General features: G+C 66.7%; 16 protein-coding genes and 1 pseudogene. 14 read left to right on the forward strand and 3 right to left on the reverse strand.

All coding sequences use genetic code 11. The features are described 5' to 3' along the window. A partial coding sequence (locus AC5P6X_RS21330) for an ESPR domain-containing protein (protein ID WP_495215599.1) occupies window positions 1-1,206 on the reverse strand: 1,206 nt, incomplete at its 3' end. 235 nt (window positions 1,207-1,441) lie between these two features. Beyond that, complete coding sequence (locus AC5P6X_RS21335) at window positions 1,442-2,422, reverse strand: AraC family transcriptional regulator (RefSeq protein ID WP_005409990.1); 981 nt, start codon at window positions 2,420-2,422, stop codon at window positions 1,442-1,444. A gap of 694 nt (window positions 2,423-3,116) precedes the next feature. Here AC5P6X_RS21335 and AC5P6X_RS21340 point away from each other — a divergent pair. The 13 genes and pseudogenes from AC5P6X_RS21340 (at window position 3,117) to AC5P6X_RS21400 (ending at window position 15,725) form a co-directional block, all read left to right on the forward strand. Then, window positions 3,117-3,323 (forward strand): Flp family type IVb pilin, encoded by a 207-nt coding sequence (locus tag AC5P6X_RS21340; protein ID WP_012480544.1) that lies wholly within the window; start codon window positions 3,117-3,119, stop codon window positions 3,321-3,323. An 88-nt stretch (window positions 3,324-3,411) separates the two neighbouring features. Continuing rightward, window positions 3,412-3,957, forward strand: a complete 546-nt coding sequence (locus AC5P6X_RS21345; protein ID WP_329757292.1) for an A24 family peptidase — start codon at window positions 3,412-3,414, stop codon at window positions 3,955-3,957. Beyond that, complete coding sequence (locus AC5P6X_RS21350; protein WP_005413739.1) at window positions 3,954-4,430, forward strand: TadE/TadG family type IV pilus assembly protein; 477 nt, start codon at window positions 3,954-3,956, stop codon at window positions 4,428-4,430. Before AC5P6X_RS21345 ends, AC5P6X_RS21350 begins: the two co-directional genes overlap by 4 nt. A 23-nt stretch (window positions 4,431-4,453) precedes the next feature. Continuing rightward, the gene (gene cpaB, locus AC5P6X_RS21355) at window positions 4,454-5,491 is read left to right on the forward strand and encodes a Flp pilus assembly protein CpaB (protein ID WP_123958680.1); all 1,038 of its coding nucleotides are present in this window, start codon (window positions 4,454-4,456) and stop codon (window positions 5,489-5,491) included. 18 nt (window positions 5,492-5,509) lie between these two features. Continuing rightward, window positions 5,510-6,865, forward strand: coding sequence for a type II and III secretion system protein family protein (locus AC5P6X_RS21360; RefSeq protein ID WP_088436113.1), 1,356 nt, complete (start codon window positions 5,510-5,512; stop codon window positions 6,863-6,865). A gap of 27 nt (window positions 6,866-6,892) precedes the next feature. Beyond that, entirely contained in the window at window positions 6,893-8,149 is a 1,257-nt protein-coding gene (locus AC5P6X_RS21365; RefSeq protein WP_024958095.1) for a CpaE/TadZ family protein, read from the forward strand. Then, window positions 8,134-9,483, forward strand: a complete 1,350-nt coding sequence (locus AC5P6X_RS21370; protein ID WP_005409997.1) for a TadA family conjugal transfer-associated ATPase — start codon at window positions 8,134-8,136, stop codon at window positions 9,481-9,483. The genes AC5P6X_RS21365 and AC5P6X_RS21370 overlap by 16 nt, the downstream gene beginning before the upstream one ends. A gap of 2 nt (window positions 9,484-9,485) precedes the next feature. After that, window positions 9,486-10,442: a type II secretion system F family protein gene (locus AC5P6X_RS21375; RefSeq protein ID WP_123958681.1), complete on the forward strand. Its 957-nt coding sequence runs from the start codon at window positions 9,486-9,488 to the stop codon at window positions 10,440-10,442. A 28-nt stretch (window positions 10,443-10,470) separates the two neighbouring features. Beyond that, window positions 10,471-11,405, forward strand: a pseudogene (locus AC5P6X_RS21380) (type II secretion system F family protein). Next, window positions 11,405-12,295: a tetratricopeptide repeat protein gene (locus tag AC5P6X_RS21385; RefSeq protein ID WP_242899951.1), complete on the forward strand. Its 891-nt coding sequence runs from the start codon at window positions 11,405-11,407 to the stop codon at window positions 12,293-12,295. Before AC5P6X_RS21380 ends, AC5P6X_RS21385 begins: the two are co-directional and overlap by 1 nt. After that, a complete protein-coding gene (locus tag AC5P6X_RS21390; RefSeq protein WP_099490259.1) occupies window positions 12,292-12,750 on the forward strand; it encodes a DUF3613 domain-containing protein in 459 nt (152 codons plus the stop codon). The genes AC5P6X_RS21385 and AC5P6X_RS21390 overlap by 4 nt, the downstream gene beginning before the upstream one ends. Window positions 12,751-12,758: 8 nt before the next feature. Beyond that, a complete protein-coding gene (locus AC5P6X_RS21395) occupies window positions 12,759-14,912 on the forward strand; it encodes a TadG family pilus assembly protein (protein ID WP_187757554.1) in 2,154 nt (717 codons plus the stop codon). 99 nt (window positions 14,913-15,011) lie between these two features. Next, window positions 15,012-15,725, forward strand: coding sequence for a DUF2968 domain-containing protein (locus tag AC5P6X_RS21400; protein WP_123958683.1), 714 nt, complete (start codon window positions 15,012-15,014; stop codon window positions 15,723-15,725). A gap of 68 nt (window positions 15,726-15,793) precedes the next feature. Here the strand turns inward: AC5P6X_RS21400 and AC5P6X_RS21405 are convergent, their stop codons facing one another. Then, on the reverse strand, window positions 15,794-16,189 hold the full coding sequence (locus AC5P6X_RS21405) for a hypothetical protein (protein ID WP_088436119.1): 396 nt from the start codon (window positions 16,187-16,189) through the stop codon (window positions 15,794-15,796). Window positions 16,190-16,375: 186 nt separating this feature from the next. On the opposite strand from AC5P6X_RS21405, the gene AC5P6X_RS21410 reads away from it, so the two are divergent. Further along, the gene (locus tag AC5P6X_RS21410; protein WP_149501176.1) at window positions 16,376-17,200 is read left to right on the forward strand and encodes an alpha/beta fold hydrolase; all 825 of its coding nucleotides are present in this window, start codon (window positions 16,376-16,378) and stop codon (window positions 17,198-17,200) included. The last annotated feature ends 117 nt before the right edge of the window (window positions 17,201-17,317 follow it).

The following is a 17,317-nucleotide window of genomic DNA, read 5'->3' on the forward strand; positions in this document are numbered from 1 at the left end:
AACCGTGCCATTCAGGGCACCACCGACCGCACCACCGACGCTGCCTACGGTGCCATTCAGTGCGCCACCCACGGCGCCTACAGTGTTGTTGAGCGTGCCGCCTACGGCACCGCCCACGCTGCCGACCGTGCCATTGAGGGCTCCGCCGACCGCACCACCGACGCTGCCGACGGTGCCATTCAGTGCGCCACCCACGGCGCCTACAGTGTTGTTGAGCGTGCCGCCTACGGCGCCGCCCACGCTGCCGACCGTGCCATTGAGGGCACCACCGACCGCGCTGCCGACCGTACCGACGGTGCCGTTGAGCGCACCACCGACTGCATTGCCTGCGGCGCCGACCGCACTACCCACCAGCCCACCGACACCCAGTGCGCTGTTCTGCGCCGCAACGGTTGCCTGGCCGGCCAGTTTCAGATTGCGATCGGCAACCACTTCCTGGCCATTCGGCGCCTGCACGCGCACCTTGCCGGCAGCACCAGCATCGAATGCTGCGGTGATCGCGCGATCGTGGGTTTCTCCCGGCAGTTCCTCCTTGGCGGGCAGCGTGATCGCCGCCGTCGCCTTTACCTGGCCCTGGGCGTCGATCTGGTGGCCTGCCACCTTCAGCTTCGAATCCAGCGCCCCATCCACAGAAGCCTTCAGACCCCGCAGTGCACCCGCCGGCGCGCCGCTGATGCCGGCGGCCGCCTTTGCACCGGTATCGATTGATGCCACCTGCGCGCCGCCAAGACCGATGTTGGCATTCGCTCGGACATCAGCGGCAAGCCTTGGCACGGCGACCTGCTTCGGCGCTGTGCTCGCGGCCAGCTTGACCTGCACGGAGGCCGGCAGCACGTCACGCACCACCGGCAGCGACGCGGTGCTCAACTGCAGGCCGACGCGCGCATCCGCGCTGATCGCCGGGCTGCTCTGGGCCTGGCTTGCGGCAGCCGCGAGGGCTACCTCGGCATCGACCTTGACTGGCATCGGCTGGGTATACTTGGCTGCAAGAGCCTGCAGATCACGCAGCGACTGATTGGATTCGGATGCTCCCGCGTGGCCACTAGCCAGCACGCACAGCAGGGCCAGGGCGAGCGTGGTGGGCATCAGCAGGAAGGCGCGCGGATCCCGCGCGGCGCTGCCGCCGCTGTCGCCGGTGGCCAGTTCCGAGGCCACAACCAGAGCATTGAGCTGGCGGTTCCATACACGCCGGTAGATGCGATTCATGAGCACTTCCCCCGTAGGCGAACAACTTGAATGTCAGTGGACTTGCCGTTAGGCAGGTGACTGACATTTCAGCGTTTGCAACGGTGGCTGCGCACTTCATTCCGGCACGGCAATCGCGCATTCCGGCAAATCCACGGCCGGAATCGGCAGCGGGCTATGCAGAAGCGGCAACGATATCGGCAAGCGCATGGGCAATTCCGGCAGAAACCACCCCGAAACCCTTGCGGCGCTTGATTCAGGCCGGCTGGCCGATCTGCGCGGGAGCGCGCATCAGCGTATCGCGCGGCAGCTCGCCGAAAACCTTGCGGTAGTTGTCGGCAAAGCGGGAGAGGTCCCATAGGCCACAGCTGAGGGCGATCGCCTTCACCGAACGGCGGCTGGAATCGGCCATGGAAAGGCTGCGGCAGGCAGCGCACAAGCGCAGCATCGACAGATAACGGTTGGGCGAAGTTCCGAACAGATCCTCGAAGGCATAGCGCAGGCCGCGTTCGCTGACACCCGCCGCGTCACATATCTCGTTCATGTAGATATTGCGGCGCAGGTTGAGCCGCATGAAGTTCTCCGCCCGCTGCGCGATCAGATAATGCGTGCGCCGGGCGCGGCTGCAGCCGGGGCGATCGGCGGCGCCTGCACCGAGCAGGGCCTGCACGTGCTCGTGCAGCAATCGTTCGGTTTCCTGCGGCTGCAGGCCAGCGCCCTGGCCGAGCTGAAGATGCAGCTGCTGATAATGATGGGCGAGTGGCGCCGAATCGTTCGCCAGATTGAACAGTGAAAGTGCCTGGCCCGCGGGCGGTGTGCTGCGCAGGCTGAGTTCGGTCAACTTGCGTTGCACCCGTGCGACCGGCACCAGCATCAGGGTCATGTGCGTACCGGGGCTGAGCGTAAACTCGCTGATGCCTTCGGGCATCACCGTCAGCGCCATCCCCGGTGCAAGCGGCACCCCGTGGCACCAGCTCAGTGTTTCATCGGTGGCGTGCAGATACCCCAGCATCGCCCAGTCGGGTGGCAGCATGAAGCGGCCACGGCAGTGGAAACCGCAACTGATGCTGCAGAACAGGGCTTCCTCATGCACGCGCGAAGCGAAGGCCGCCCGCGGCCCGTTGCCATCGAGCAGCAGCAGTTCGACATCGCACACGCGAAGTACGCCGCCCAGCGTCGCCAGATCGATCGATCGCAGGCCGCTGTCGTCGCTGTCTTCTACCCCACCATCGACCATGACAGTGTCGTCCCCCCGTTGATCCGCAACTCGCTGCGGCCCCCACTGCCTGACAGGGCCACACCATTCCTCCAGGAACCTTCGCCATTGCCGGGATGGCCGCGGCCGGTGCCGCGCGACCAACCCGGTTGAAAGCAGCAACGTGAGAGCGAGTATGCCCGATAATCATCGAAGGTAAACCCGAACTCCGCATTGAAGAAAATAGATACAGAGATGAAGAAAATGTCGTCGCCAGTGGCACGATATTCGCATGCACCATTTGCGCCATCACAATATCTGCACGTCGATGAATCGTTTTGCCAGCGAACGGATACGCGTCACAGAAACAACCTGAAAGTTTAAGGGCTACGGCGTTTCTGCCGAATTTGCATATAGGTTCCAGTTGCAGCCAACCGCCATTCAGGCAAAGTCGACGACACGGTGATCCGGTCGCTTCAAAAACGACCACACCTGGGGGAGCGTATGACCACGACCGTATCGCAGAACAGTTCGACCGCCGGCGCATCGCCGCGTGGTCGCGACGTTGCGGCCGGCATTTCCCCCGGGGCAGATCACCAGGAATGAGCACGGCGGGTCATTCCCGTCATGCCACCCCGCCAGGATGTGCGGGGCCCACGGACGATCCCGGCGGAGCCGGGCCACCGCCCAACAGGTGTCCTGCATCTGCAGACAACAAGTAGAGGGAGACAAGGCCATGAACGCATCCATCCGCAAGTTCCTGAAGGAAGAAGATGGCGTCACCGCGCTCGAGTACGGGCTGCTGGCCGCCGTCATCGCCGGCATCCTGATCGCGGTCGGCAACAAGGAGATCAAGGGGTTCTTCGAGACGCTGTTCAAGAACCTCTCCGACCTTGCCACCAAGGCCTCCGGGTCGGCACCTGCGACCAGCGGTGGCGGCTGAGCCTGCGCGCATCGCACATCCCTGCAGCGGTGCTGGGATGTGCCGGTGGCAACTGCAGGCTGTCCAATGACGGACGACGGAGTGTGTGATGACGTTGCTGGGACTATTGGCCATCGGCGTGTGCCTGCGGATCGCGATCAGCGATCTGTATGCCCGCCGGGTGCCCAATGTCTGGCTGTTGTCTGCGTCCATCATTGCCGTCGCATTGATCATCGCGGGGCAGTTCAGCACGCCGCGCCAGCCGTGGCTTGCCCACGCAGCGGGCGCGGCGCTCGGCCTGGTGGCCCTGCTGCCGTTCTATGCCATCCGCTGGATGGGCGCCGGTGACGTCAAGTTCTTCGCGGTACTGGGGCTGATGCTGGGCTGGAAAGCCCTGCTGCCGATCTGGATGGTGGCCAGTCTCGCGGCCGGCCTGCACGCGGCAGTGATCATTGTCGGCCGCCGCCTGGGCGTGATGCTGCCCACAGGCCTTCAGATGCAGGTCAACCGCGCCAGCAACCAATGGCAATCGCACCCCGCCCTGCGCGACATGCAGGCCGCGCGCCAGGGACGACATGGCATTCCCTACGCAGCCTACCTGGCCATCACCGGCATCGGTTGGGTCGTGGCAAGCGTCTATGGAGGTGTGGCATGAACATCCGCAATCCACGGCGTCAACGCGGTGTAGCCAGCATCGAATTTGCCCTGATGCTCATGCTGGGCCTGCTGCCACTGCTGCTGTTCACGTTCTCCGGCGTGATGATCATGGCCGCGCAACAGACATTGGCGACGGCCTCGGCCGAGGGCGCTCGCGCTTCGTTGCGCTATGGCAGCGCCAATGAACGGCGTACCGCAGCCTGCGTAGCAGCCCGCAGTTCGATGCAGTGGCTGTTGAAATTCTCTGGACAGGGTGTCGACTGCAGCAATGGCGGCAGCAACGCAATCGTTGTCTCCGCGCAGGCACCCTGCGCCGGCCTGGCCACTGCCCAGTGCATGACGGTGACCGTCAGCTACGACTACGCCAGCCATCCCTTCCTGCCGGGCACCGCCACGCTTTACAAGTGGGTGATGCAGGCCCCCATCCGTAGTGTCGCGGTCGCCCAGCTCGACCTCGGCAGCGGCAACTGACCATCGGCACAGGAGACGGTTCCATGCTCAAGTTGACCCGCATCGCTGCCGTCGCCCTGATCGGGCTGGCCGTGCTGCTGGCGGTGATCGCCTTGATGATCGGGCGCAAGCAGGCCGCGCCGGCCACGGTTGCCCCGGTTGCGCAGAGCGAAGCCCAGGCGATCACCGTGGTAGAGGCGGTGGCACGACTGCCGGCCGGTGAACCGATCTCTGCCAATGGAGTGCGCCTTGCGCAGCGGACCACGGCGGTAGCCGGTGCTGCCACCAGCATCTCGGCCGTGGTCGGCAAGGTGCCGGTGCAGGACATCGCCGAGGGCACCGCCATCAGCAGCGGCGCCCTGGCACAGGGATTCTCGCTGCAGCTGCGCCCCGGCGAACGCGCGCTGGCCGTCCCGGTGGACGAACTGGTCGGCGCCGGAAACCGCATCCTGCCGGGTGATTTCGTCGATGTCTTCCTCAACCTGCGCAATGCCCAGCCCAACGCCAGCGGTCCGGCAGAGGCCGCGCAGACCCGCCTGCTGCTGTCGCGGCTGCGCGTGCTCAGCTACGGTCAACAGGACATCGCTCCGGTCACCGGCGATGCCGTCGCCGGCAACGAAGGCGATACCCGCAACGATCCCCGCGCCGCCGACATCACCGGCAATGGCAGCAATCATGGCTCGGGCAACGAGGCCACCCAGCCGGCACGCAGTGCGGTGCTGGCAGTGCCGGTGGCCGATGCCAACCGGCTGCTGCTGGGTGCGCAGCAGGGAAAGCTGTTCCTTGCCCTGCGCAACCCGGCCGATACGGGGCAACCCGACCTTGCACTGTTCCCACAGGCGCGTGGCGTGATCGATCCCGTGCGTGGCCTCGATGCCGAACAGCAGCTCGCACTGCAGCGGCCGGAGAACCACGCCTTCGCCGGCATCGATGGTGATGCCCTGGCCGGCCGCGGCAACAGCGCAACCCGCAGCAACCCGCAGCCCTCGGTGCATGCGCCGGCGGCTCGACGCAGCGCACCGCGTGCGTCGGGCATCGAGATCATCCGTGGCGACAGCTCCGCCCCCCGCGGTTCCCTTTGACCTGCATCGAGCGCATCCATGACCGAACGCCGCCGCCCACGCCCCTCCCTCCGCCAGCGCTGGCTGGCCCTGCTGCTGGTGCTGCTGGCTCCGGCAACAAGCGTGGCCGCAGACGATCTCGTGTTGCAGGCGCGTGAGCAGCGCCCGTGGACGCTTCCGGCCGATCTGGAACGGGTCGCCATCGCCGACCCAGGCGTCGCCGATATCGTGATGCTGCGTGGGCAGCGGCAGGCCCTGCTGGTCGGAAAAGCGCCGGGTACGACGACCCTCCTGCTGTGGCACCGCAAGCAGGCCGAGCCGCAACGCCTGCAGGTGCGGGTGCAGAGTGCCGTGCAGGGCGCGGCAGACGCAGGCTCCAACGGGCTGGTGTTCACCCAGCAGGACAACCAGGGCCTGCTGCAGGGAAGCACCGATAGCCTGCTCTCGCACATGCAGGAACAGAAGACCGCGGCCATGGCGCTGGGCAAGGACGGGCTGCTTGCCGACGCGTCGACGGTCAGCAGCGGCGGCGTGGTGCAGGTCGAGGTCAAGGTGGTCGAATTCAACAAGACCGCGTTGAAGCAGATCGGCATCAGCTTCCAGAACCGCAATGGCAGCTTCGCCTACGGCTTCGCCCGCCCGGGCGGCCAGTTGCCGGGCAATACCGGCATCCTGCCGGGCATGAAGGAAGGCAACTCCGGCAACGAGGCCGAGTCGCCCATTTCTTCGGCGTTCCGGCTGGTGTTCGGCTCGACCAAGGGCCTGTGGAACGCCGATGTCGACCTGTTGCAGAGCAACGGCATGGCGCGCGTGCTGGCCGAACCGACCCTGGTCGCATTATCCGGCCAGAGCGCCAGCTTCCTGGCTGGCGGCGAACTGCCGATCCTGGAACCGCAGGGCCTGGGCACCACCACCATCACCTATAAACCGTTCGGCATCGGCCTGACGGTGACACCAACGGTACTGGCCCCCAACCGCATCGCGCTGAAGGTCGCACCGGAAGCCAGTGATCTGGACTACAGCAACGCCATTGCCCTCAATGGCGTGCAGATTCCCTCGATCACCACGCGCCGTGCCGACACCACGGTCGAACTGGGCGATGGCGAGAGCTTCGTGATCGGCGGTCTGGTCAGCTCCAATGTCGTCTCCAACGTCGGCAAGATCCCGCTGCTGGGCGACCTGCCGATCATCGGCTCGTTCTTCCGCAACTTCGACTACAAGCGCCAGGACAAGGAGCTGGTGATCATCGTCACGCCGCGGCTGGTGCAGCCGCTGGCGCGCAACACCGAGCTGCCGTTGCCTGGCGAACGCGAGGCCAAGCCGCACATGCCCGAATGGGGCGCCTGGCTGCTGGGTCCCATCAGCCAGGACCCGGTGCCCGGCTTCTCACGCTGATTCCATGATGCCTGCGATACCACGCCCATGCCCTACGCCACTGCCCAGCCGCTGCATCCGCAAGGACCGCCGATGAATCTGGTCCTGTACGGAATGGATCGCGAACTGCTGCCCCGGCTGGCGGCCAAACTGCCGCCGACCACTACCCTGCACTGGCAGGACAGCAGCACGCCGACCTCCGCTCTGGACCTGCAACGCGGGCCGCAGAGCCTTGTGCTGCTGGATTTCCGCCCTGAACATGCCGCCGCCTCCAGCGTGCTGGCGCAGCAACTGCAACAGACCGAACCGGATCTTGCATTGGTTGCCGTCGGTGCCACCAGTACCGGCCAGGTGGAAGGCATCGTCATTGCATTGCGGGCGGGCCTGCGCGATGTGCTGGACCTGGACAGCGACAACGTCGGCATCGAGGCCGCGCTGCGCCGCGCCCTGTCGCCACGACCGGCTGCCGCCGCGCAGCACGCGCACAAGGCGCGCCTGATCGTACTGCTGGGCGTGCGCGCCGGAGTGGGCACCAGTACGCTGGCCGCGCATCTTTCGGTGCTGGCACAGCAGACCCGTGCGCTGGCGCAGGGAGAGGCACTGCAGCAGGACGGCCTGCTGATGGAGCTGGCCCAGCCTTCGGGTGACCTCGCGCTGTACCTCAACCTGGACAGCCGCTTCCATTACGAAGACGCGCTGCGCAACGCCAGCCGCATCGACGCCACCCTGGCCCGCACTGCGATGGCTCGCCATGACACCGGCCTGGTGCTGCTGGACCGCGCCAGCGGCAGCGATGCGGTGCCGCCATCCGATCCGGCTGCGCTGCTGCAGCGCCTGCGCCACGTATTCGCCAGCGTGCTGTGCGATGCCGGTGGCTGCCCGCTGCGGCAGCTACCGCCGCTGTTGCTGGACCAGGCCGACGAGATCTGGCTGGTCACGGACGCCTCGATCGCCACGCTGGTATCGCTCGACCAGGCCTTGAAGCACCTGGCCGGCCAGCGCGAACGGGAGAAGCGCCTGCAGCTGGTGATCAACCGCCACGACGACAGCAGCGGCATGAGTCCCGACCAGATCGCACGCCGATTCGAAGTGCCACTGCTGGCCACGCTGCCCGAACGCCCGCGCGTGCGCCTGGCGGCCAGCCAGGGACATCTGCTGCTGCAGGACGCACCGCGCGACCCCTACCTGCGTGCCCTCGCCCCGCTTGTGTCGCGCCTGGATCCGGCTGCCTGCCCGGTCCAGGCCCATGGCCTGCGGGAAAGACTCTCCCTTGCCCTGGGTGGATCGCAATGGAAGACAAGGTAACCCCGTTCCCGCATGCCGCCACCCGCCCGGTGCTGCCCGACAGCGCCCCGGCCCACCTGCCGTTCGCGCAGACCGAGCAGTACCAGAAGGTGCTGTCGGCCGCCCATGAGCACCTGCTCAACAGCATCGAGGACGAGCGCATCGACATCGATTCCTGGGCCCCTGACACCATCGCCCGCTGGGTGCAGGTGCAGACGGTGGGCTTCATCCAGGAATGGCGCATCCCGATCAACGAGGAGGAGATGCAGGTGGTGGCCGAAGGCCTGGTCAAGGAGCTGACCGGCTTCGGCCCGCTCGACGACCTGCTGCACGACCCGACGATCGAGGACATCCTGATCAATGGGTTCAAGGATGTGCATGTCTCGCAGGGAGGACAGCTCAAGCGCGCCACCCAGCGTTTCACCGACGACACCCACCTGCTGCGCATCCTTCGCCGCATCCTCGCGCCGCTGGGCCGCCGACTGGACGACTCCAACCCGATGGTCGATGCGCGCCTGCCCAACGGCGGCCGCCTCAACGCGATCATCTCGCCGCTGGCAGTGGATGGGCCGATGGTCTCCATCCGCAAGTTCCGCAAGGATCCGTTCACCCCGGACGAGCTGCTGGCCAAGGGCACCTTCGATGCGCCGATGCAGGCGCTGTTGAAGGCCATGGTGCTGGGCCGCTGCAACATCCTGGTGTCCGGCGGCACCAGTTCCGGCAAGACTTCACTGCTGAACGCACTGGCCAGCTACGTGCCGCCGAACGAACGCGTGATCACCGTCGAGGACACCGCCGAACTGTCACTCAACCACCCGCACGTGGTCCGACTGGAAAGCCGCATCGGTGGCGCCGAAGGCCATGGCGCGGTGAGCATCCGCGACCTGGTCCGCAACAGCCTGCGCATGCGCCCGGACCGTATCGTGGTCGGCGAGGTGCGCGGCGCCGAGGTATTGGAAATGCTGCAGGCGATGAACACCGGCCATGACGGCTCGATGGCGACCATCCATGCCAACTCTCCGCGCGACTGCCTGTACCGCATCGAGATGCTGGCCGGCTTCGCCGGGTTCCAGGGCAGCGAGGACAGCCTGCGCCGGCAGATCGCCAGCGCCATCGACTTCATCGTGCAGATCTCGCGGCTGGGCAGCGGCCGGCGCGTGCTGGTCTCGATCACGGAAATCACCGGTGTCAGTGACAACCTGATCACGACCCAGGAAATGTTCCGTCACGAACTGCAGATCGATGGCAACGGCAGGGAAATCGATCGCTGGATCGGACTGGGCTTCCACCCGCATTCGCACAAGCTGGAGCCGTTCCGGCAGCAGTTGCGCGAATCGTTGTACGGAGACTTCTGAGCATGGGCACGGGCCTGCTGCTGGGTGTACTGAGCATCATCTCGGTGCTGCTGGCGCTTGCGGTATGGCTGTGGGGCACCGCCAGCAACCGGGAGCAACGCCAGGCTTCGCTGCAGCACGCCGAGCAGCAGCTGGCTCGCGGAGGCGCCAGTGGCGGAGCCCCGGCCGGGGCATCCGTAGCCGCCGCCAACGACCCGGCGCGACCGGCAAGTGCCGGGCGCCGGGTGTTGCCGCTGGACGGCCTGCTGCAACGTGCGGGCCTGCAGACGGGTTGGAAGCTGCCCATCATGGTGCTGGTGCCGGGACTGGTGCTTTCGGTCGTGGCCATGCTCAGGCTCGGTACGGCGTGGATGTTCCCCCTGACCCTGCTGCTGTACCTGCTGGCCTGCTGGCTGTGGGTCATGCGCCGCACCACGAAACTGCGTGCACAACTGCTGCACCAGCTGCCCGACTTCCTCGACAACCTGGTGCGGCTGACCGCGCTCGGCAACAGCCTGCAGGCTGCCTTCCAGGTGGCGTCGATGCAGACCAGCGCGCCGCTGCGCGGACTGCTGGATACCACCGTGCGCTACGCGCGCAGCGGCATGGACCTGGACCGTGCCCTGAGCCTGGCGGCACAGCCCTACCGGATGGATGTGCTCAAGGTGCTGTCCGTCGTGATCGGTGTCAGCGTACGCATCGGCGGACGCTCCGATCAGATCCTGCAGCGCATGGGCGATTTCATGCGCGACCTGGAGCAGGCCCAGCAGGAGCTGGCCGCGACCACGTCGGAAACGCGCATGTCAGCCTGGGTGCTCGGCCTGCTGCCACCGGCCAGCGCGGCGCTGATGGCCATATCGAGCCCCGAATTCTTCCAGCCGGTGCTGCACGATCCGCTGGGTCACAAGATCCTGTTGATCGCGCTGGGGCTGGAGCTGTTTGGCGCTTTCCTGCTCTACCGCCTGGCCAAGTCGCTATGACCACCCGGATCCGCCACGGAGGTGCCCGATGAGTGCCAGCACCTGGTTTGCCCTGTCGCTGCTGGTTCTGGCCGCCGGTGTTGCCCTGCTGGGCATCGCCGGATGGGTACGCAGCCATCGCGAACAGCGCACCTCGGCCACCTTGAAGACCGCACTGCAACCGCGGGATGAGGCGCGCGACACGGAGGCCGCGCGCCGTGATTCGCTGGTTGGCTGGAACGCTTCGGGCGCGCGCTCAGTGGCGGCCGCCTGGAATCTGCATTGCTGGCCAATGAAGACCGGCTGCTGCTGGACCTGGCGGGCTGGAACACACGTCGTGGCACCGCCATCTATCTTGGCCTGCGCCTGCTGCTGGGCGTGCTGGTGCTGGTGCTGGCCCTGGCGTTCAGCAGCGCCCAGGGGCTGGCCAGGATGATGGTTGTGATCGGTGCGCTCGCGGCAGGCCTGCTGCTGCCGAAGTTCATCCTCTCTTCGTGGGTGAAGCGGCGCCGGCGCGCCGTCGACAACGAGCTGCCCCTGCTGATCGACCTGCTGCGCCTGCTGCAGGGCGTGGGCTTCAGCATGGACCAGAGCCTGCAGACGCTGGGCGACAAGCTGCGCGACGCGTTGCCGGTGCTTGGCGGCGAGTTGCAGGAGGCCAACGTCGCGTACACCCATGGCCGCACGCGCGCGCAGTCCCTGCGCCGGCTGAGCGAGGTCTACGCGGATGATGACCTGACCAGCCTGATGCAGTTGATCCTGCAGGTGCACGCGCATGGCGGCGCAGTGCAGGAACCACTGCGGCAGTTCAGCATCCGGTTGCGCGAACAGCGCCGCAACGCCCTGAAGGAAAAGGTTGGCAAGCTCTCGGTGAAGATGACCGTGGTGATGATGCTGACCCTGCTGCCAGCGCTGATGCTGGTTCTTGCCGGACCGGCGCTGGTCGCGCTGGCCACCACCATGTCCAAGATGGGATCGCCCTGATGCCTGCCCTGCGCACCTCCTGCCTGTTGCTCGCCCTTGCCGCCGTCGCCAGTGGTTGTGCGTCGACCACGCCGAAGTACCTGCGCGCGCCCAGCCTGGCCGCGCCCGAACCGGCGCCGCAGGACAGCCGCAATGCCTACCTGGAACTGATCGGGCGCATGCAGCAGCAGGGTGCCTGGTATGCCTCGCTGGCCCACGTCGATGCCTTCCGCCAGCGCTATGGCGACCCGCCGGCGTTGCGCCTGCTGCAGGCCGACGCCCTGCGCGAGACCGGCCAGGCCGACGCTGCCATCGCCCTGTACCGCGAGCTCTCCAGTGGCCCGCAGGCCGCTGCAGCCGCACACGGCCTGGGCCTGATCGCCGCGCGCCGTGACGACGATGGCGGCAGCGAGGAGGCACTGGCCCGGGCCACGCAGCTGCAGCCATTGAACACCGATTACCTGGGCGATCTCGGCTATGCACGTCTGCGTGCAGGTCAGTTCGAACAGGCGCGTGAACCGTTGGCCAAGGCGCTGGAGCTGTCTCCAGGCAATGCCAAGGCCACCGCCAACCTCGCCCTGTGGGCGGTGCTGCGTGGCGACACCGCCACTGCAGAGCGCCTCGCCGGACAGGCCAACCTCAACGAGGACACCCGCCGCAGCATCCAGCAACAGGCCGCGCAGATCCGTGCCCGCCTGCAGCAGCGCCAGGCCGCCGCGGCAGCTGCCGCAGTCGTGCCGGTCCCTGCGCGTGCTACCGCCAGCGATGCCGCCAGCAACCGGCCCGGCGCCACGCGACTGGCGGCGGAACCACACCGCGACAGCCGCGATGAACGCGATCCGCAGCGCCTGCCGCCCTCGATGCTGGAGCGCTTCAGCACCTCCGATCAGCCGAACGGAAACACTCCATGAGCGCCATGCCCCTGACCCGACACCTGTTGCCTGCACTGGCCTGCCTGCTGTTGACCGGCGGCGCGCAGGCGCAACAGCAACCCCTGACCGGGCAGATGCTTGGCGGCGGCACGCCCGCTGCGCCGGCTTCGCAGCCGCTGCAGTCCGAGTCACTGGCCACCGTGGACCTGGCGACCCCGCCGGCACCGGTGCCGCAGGCGGCGCCTGCAGCGGTCGCCATCACCGACGGCAACACATCAGCCGCGCGACCCGGCCGCAGCCAGATCGGCGACACCACGCGCGACCTGTTCCGCCTGCAGGCATCAGGGCAGCAGGCCGGGCAACGCCTGCCGATCCTCGGCGACCAGGCTACGTTGAGTTACGCCCGCTACATGAAGAGCTTCGAACACGAGATCCCGGACTTCTTTGAAACCGATGTCGCCAAGTCCAAGGGATCATCCTCATCGGGACGCTGAGGTAGGCCATGAAACGCCCACGCCAGTTCAGTTTCGGCCGCCCACGCGGCGGCATGTCGGTCACCATGATGCTGGTCATGCTGGCGCTGCTCGCCATGCTGGGCCTGGTAGAGATCGGCTATCTGTTCTGGGCCAAGCGTGACGCACAGAAAGTCGCGGACCTCGCTGCACTGGCCGGTGCACAACGGCTGGAGCTGTGCACGTCTGACAACAGCGACAACAGTGCAGCGCGGCAGAGCGCGGTCACCCAGAACAGGTTTGCAGGCACCGTGCAGATCCGCTGCGGCAACTGGAGCGCCACACGCAGCACGTCGAACCGCTTCGTCACCACCATCGATGCCAGCAACCCGCGCAATGCCGTGCAGGTAGTCGCGCAGCGCAGCGTGCTGCCGTTCTTCGGCCAGAACACCGGCCTGCCCACCGTCAGCGTGGAGGCCGTAGCCCGCCGTTCCGAACCGACTGCGGTGTTCGCGGTCGGTTCGCAGCTGCTGCGCACCAATGGCGACTCGGTACTGTTGTCGACCCTGCGTCTGGTCGGCCTGGATGTGACCAACGCCACCGTGCTCTCCTATGACGGCCTCGCCCAGGCCAACATCACGCCGTCGGGCCTGCTCAAGGCATTGAACATCCCGGTCAGCGCCAACCTCAGCGTGGCTGACTTCAACCGGCTGCTGTCGGTCAACAAGATCTCGCTGGCACAGCTGGTCGATGCCACCGCCACCGTGGTCGGCCGCGACAGCACCGTGGGCGTACAGCTGCGTGCACTGTCCGATCTGGTCGCCACCCAGCTGGACATCAACAAGCTCAACATCGTGCTGGGCAGCCAGTCCGGTGGCGGCGGTCTGTTCGCCGAAGTGGTCTCGCCCGATGGCACGATCGGCAGCGCGCTGGAAACGAAGGTCAACGTGCTCAACCTGATCAGTACCGCCATCTCCATCGCCAACGACGGCAATGGCGTTGCGGTGAAGGGACTGGACCTGCTGGGCATCAACATCCAGGCTGGCGTGGTGGAACCGCCCTCGATCGCCATCGGTGGCGTCGGCACACGCGCGTACAACGCGCAGGTGCGGCTGATGGTGGACGTGGACAGCAACAACCTGTTCGCGGTGGGCCCGTTGCTGAACCTGCTCGGCACGCGCCTGCACCTGCCACTGCATGTCGATGTCGCCAATGCGATGGGCACGCTGACCGGCATCCAATGCGGCGCCAGCCCACAGAAGGCCACCATCCGGGTCGACTCGTCGGTGCTGCGCGCCTGTGTCGGCAATGTCGACCCGGCGCAACGCTTTTCCAGGAGCAATGTCTGCGACGACACCCTGAAGAACGAGCAGTTGCTGAGACTACTCGGACAACCCTTGATCAATGACAGGATCACCCTGCCCGCCCTGACCGGCTCCCAGAACCTGACCCTTGCCGCCGGCGAGACCGCTTCGACCCGGATCAATCCACTTGCAGTGGGCAACGCGGTGTCGGACCTGGTCAATGAACTGCTGCGCGTGTTGTCGGGCATGCTCAGCTCACCCAAGCAGGGCATGAGCGCCAACGACACCGCCAAGGCACTGGCCGACCGCTACCTGCAGGCCACCTTCCCGCCGAACACCCGCTATGAGGTGGACAAGTTGATTCCACTGCTGCGCGATGGCGACGCAAGCCGGCAACTGGCCCCGCTCAACAGCTGGACCGTACCCGGAGGCCTGCCCTACGCCTGCGGCCTGCTGAACCTGGCCACCTGCCACAAGGACGGTCCGGTCTGGGACGCGTTCAAGGTGACCGTCACCGGCCAGGGACTGGGCGTGCTCGATGGGCTGCTGGGATCGCTGGTGGGCGGCCTGCTGATCAACCGCTGCGACAGCCTGCTGGGCAACCTGATCGACTACAACGGGTGTGTACGCAACAACCTGGCCTCGTACATCCAGACCGCGCCGGCCGGCTTCCTGGATGGTACCGGTGGAACCGGCGTCACCAATCCGGATGGCAGCGTGAGCTGCAGCGGCCTGCTGTGCACGCTGCTCAAGCCGATCCTGACCGCCCTGCGGCCGGTGCTCAACAGCGTCGGCACCCTGCTGACCAACCTGCTGGCCAGCGTGCTGGGCCTGGAACTCGGCCGCACCGACGTCAACGTGCAGTCGATCCAGTGCAGCGCGGCGCAGCTGGTCTACTGAGCCGTGACGGGCGCCCTTGGCGGCGCCCGCGCCCATGCTAGACTCCCGGCGGGGAACCACCTTCATCTCAACCCACACTCATCCGTGGATGGTCTAGACATGCGAGAAACTTCAGGGGGCGCGGTCTTCGCCCGGCACGCGCGCGGCGCGGCACTGCTGGCCGTGGCCATGATGCTGGTGGCACCGGCGGCGATGGCTGCCCGTGGCGACCGTGAGGCAGTCGCAGAGCCGGCCGCACGCAGCGCCCCGGTGGTGCGCAACACCGTTGACGAGCTCAAGCAGCTGATGGATTCGCGCCAGCTGACCGAGCTGCGCACAACCTACAACGGCAACTATGGCGCCAGCCTGCTGTTCAATGCCAACACCCTGACCTACTACGTCGCCCTGTTCCAGGAGAAGAACTTCTGGCGGGTGATCAAGACCGATGCGGTCGACAACGCCGAGCGCGTTTACCGCACCTTTGCCCAGCAATCGGAACAGCTGGCGCAGGTCTACATCGATACGACCCGCCTGGAAGCCGGCAAGCGCTACACCGAGCGCCTGGTGGCCTACAACGAGGAGCGCCTGCGCACCCTGCAGCAGGAAATGGAACAGCAGCAGGCGCAGTCGGCCCAGGTCAGCGCCGCCCTGCAGCAGGCACAGCAGCAGGCAGTCAGCCTCAGCACCGACGTGCAGAGCACCAACAGCCAGCTGGATGCCCTGCAGCGCCGCATCCAGATCCTGCAGGCCGAACAGGGCAACCCGGAGCTGAGCCTGCCCAAGCCGGAAGGCGTGCCCTCGCCGGCACCGGCTGCCGCCAGCGACGGGCGCTGAGGCCAGCGCACAGTAGTCCCGCACGACGGCGCCCTTGGGCGCCGTTGTCGTTTCCATCATTACCGGATTCAGCGGCACGCGTCGTACACCGCGTCATCGAGCTGCCGACGCTGTACGAAGTCCAGGCGCTTGGCCTTGGCCAGCACCTCCCCGCGGCGCTGTCGTGCGCGCTCACAGGCCCTGGGGTCCGTGCTGATGGGTATCAGCGCGGCCTGCGGCCGCCCCGAGCGCACGGTGCGCGGTCGCGCCGGCACCGCGCTGCCCCCGCTGGCCGGCTTTGGCACCGGTCCGCGTGACAGCGACTGCTCCTCGGGCACCTCCCAGCGCCATTCCGCATGCCCCTGGCAGGGTGTCTGCTGATAGACCGGATGTGGCCCGTCCACGCATTTGTAGACGTTGGTCTGCGCATGAACCGCCGTGACCAGCATCAGGCACAACAGTGGGCTGCATCGCATTCTCGGCATCACAGGCTCCTCGACCAGGCTGCCGCCATCGTCTGTGCGGTGGCCGCTTCATGCCAGAGCGATACGCGTCACAGTCCGGGCAATCCAGCACAGTCGTGCAAGCCGTCCGATGTGCACTGCGATGTACTGCCGAAGGCACCGGCACCGCTGCCAGTGCCTTCCCTCCCTTCCGCCAAGGAACCCGCAATGAGCAATTACGTCACCGTCGCCGATGGCGCCCGCATCTTCTACAAGGATTGGGGCACCGGCCAGCCGGTCGTGTTCGCCCACGGCTGGCCGCTGTCGTCCGATGCCTGGGACCCGCAGATGCTGTTCATGGGCCAGAACGGCTTCCGCGTGATCGCCCACGACCGTCGCAGCCACGGCCGTTCGAGCCAGACCTGGGATGGCAACAACATGGACACCTACGCCGATGACCTGGCCGCGGTGATCGAGGCGCTGGACCTGAAGGACGCGATCCTGGTCGGCCATTCCACCGGCGGCGGCGAAGTGGCCCACTACATCGGCCGCCACGGCAGCAAGCGCGTGTCAAAAGTGGTGCTGGTCGGCGCCGTGCCGCCGCTGATGCTGAAAACCGACGCCAATCCGTCCGGTACCCCGCTGGACGTCTTCGACGGCATCCGCAAGGGCACGGGCGGTGACCGCTCGCAGTTCTTCAAGGACCTGACCACACCGTTCTTCGGTGCCAACCGCGATGGCAATACCGTTACCCAGGGCATGCGTGATTCGTTCTGGCTGCAGGGCATGCTCGGCGGCGTCAAGGGCCAGTACGACTGCGTGCACGAATTCTCGGAAGTGGACTACACCGAGGACCTGAAGAAGATCGACGTGCCGGCGCTGGTGGTGCACGGCGATGACGACCAGATCGTCCCGTTCGATGCCTCGGCGAAGCTGTCCTCGCAGATCATCAGGGATGCCGAGCTGAAGGTGTACGCCGGTGCGCCGCATGGCCTGACCGTCACCCACGCCGACCAGTTCAACGCCGACCTGCTCGCGTTCGCACGCAGCTGATGTACCGCGGCGGCGCCGTAACGGCGCCGCCGCCCCTTCGGTAGTGCCGGCCGCTGGCCGGCAACCCGATCACCATCGTGATCACGCGCAGCCGGCCAGCGGCCGGCTCTACCACCG

This window comes from Stenotrophomonas sp. YJH_SMC_40, from assembly GCF_059368615.1.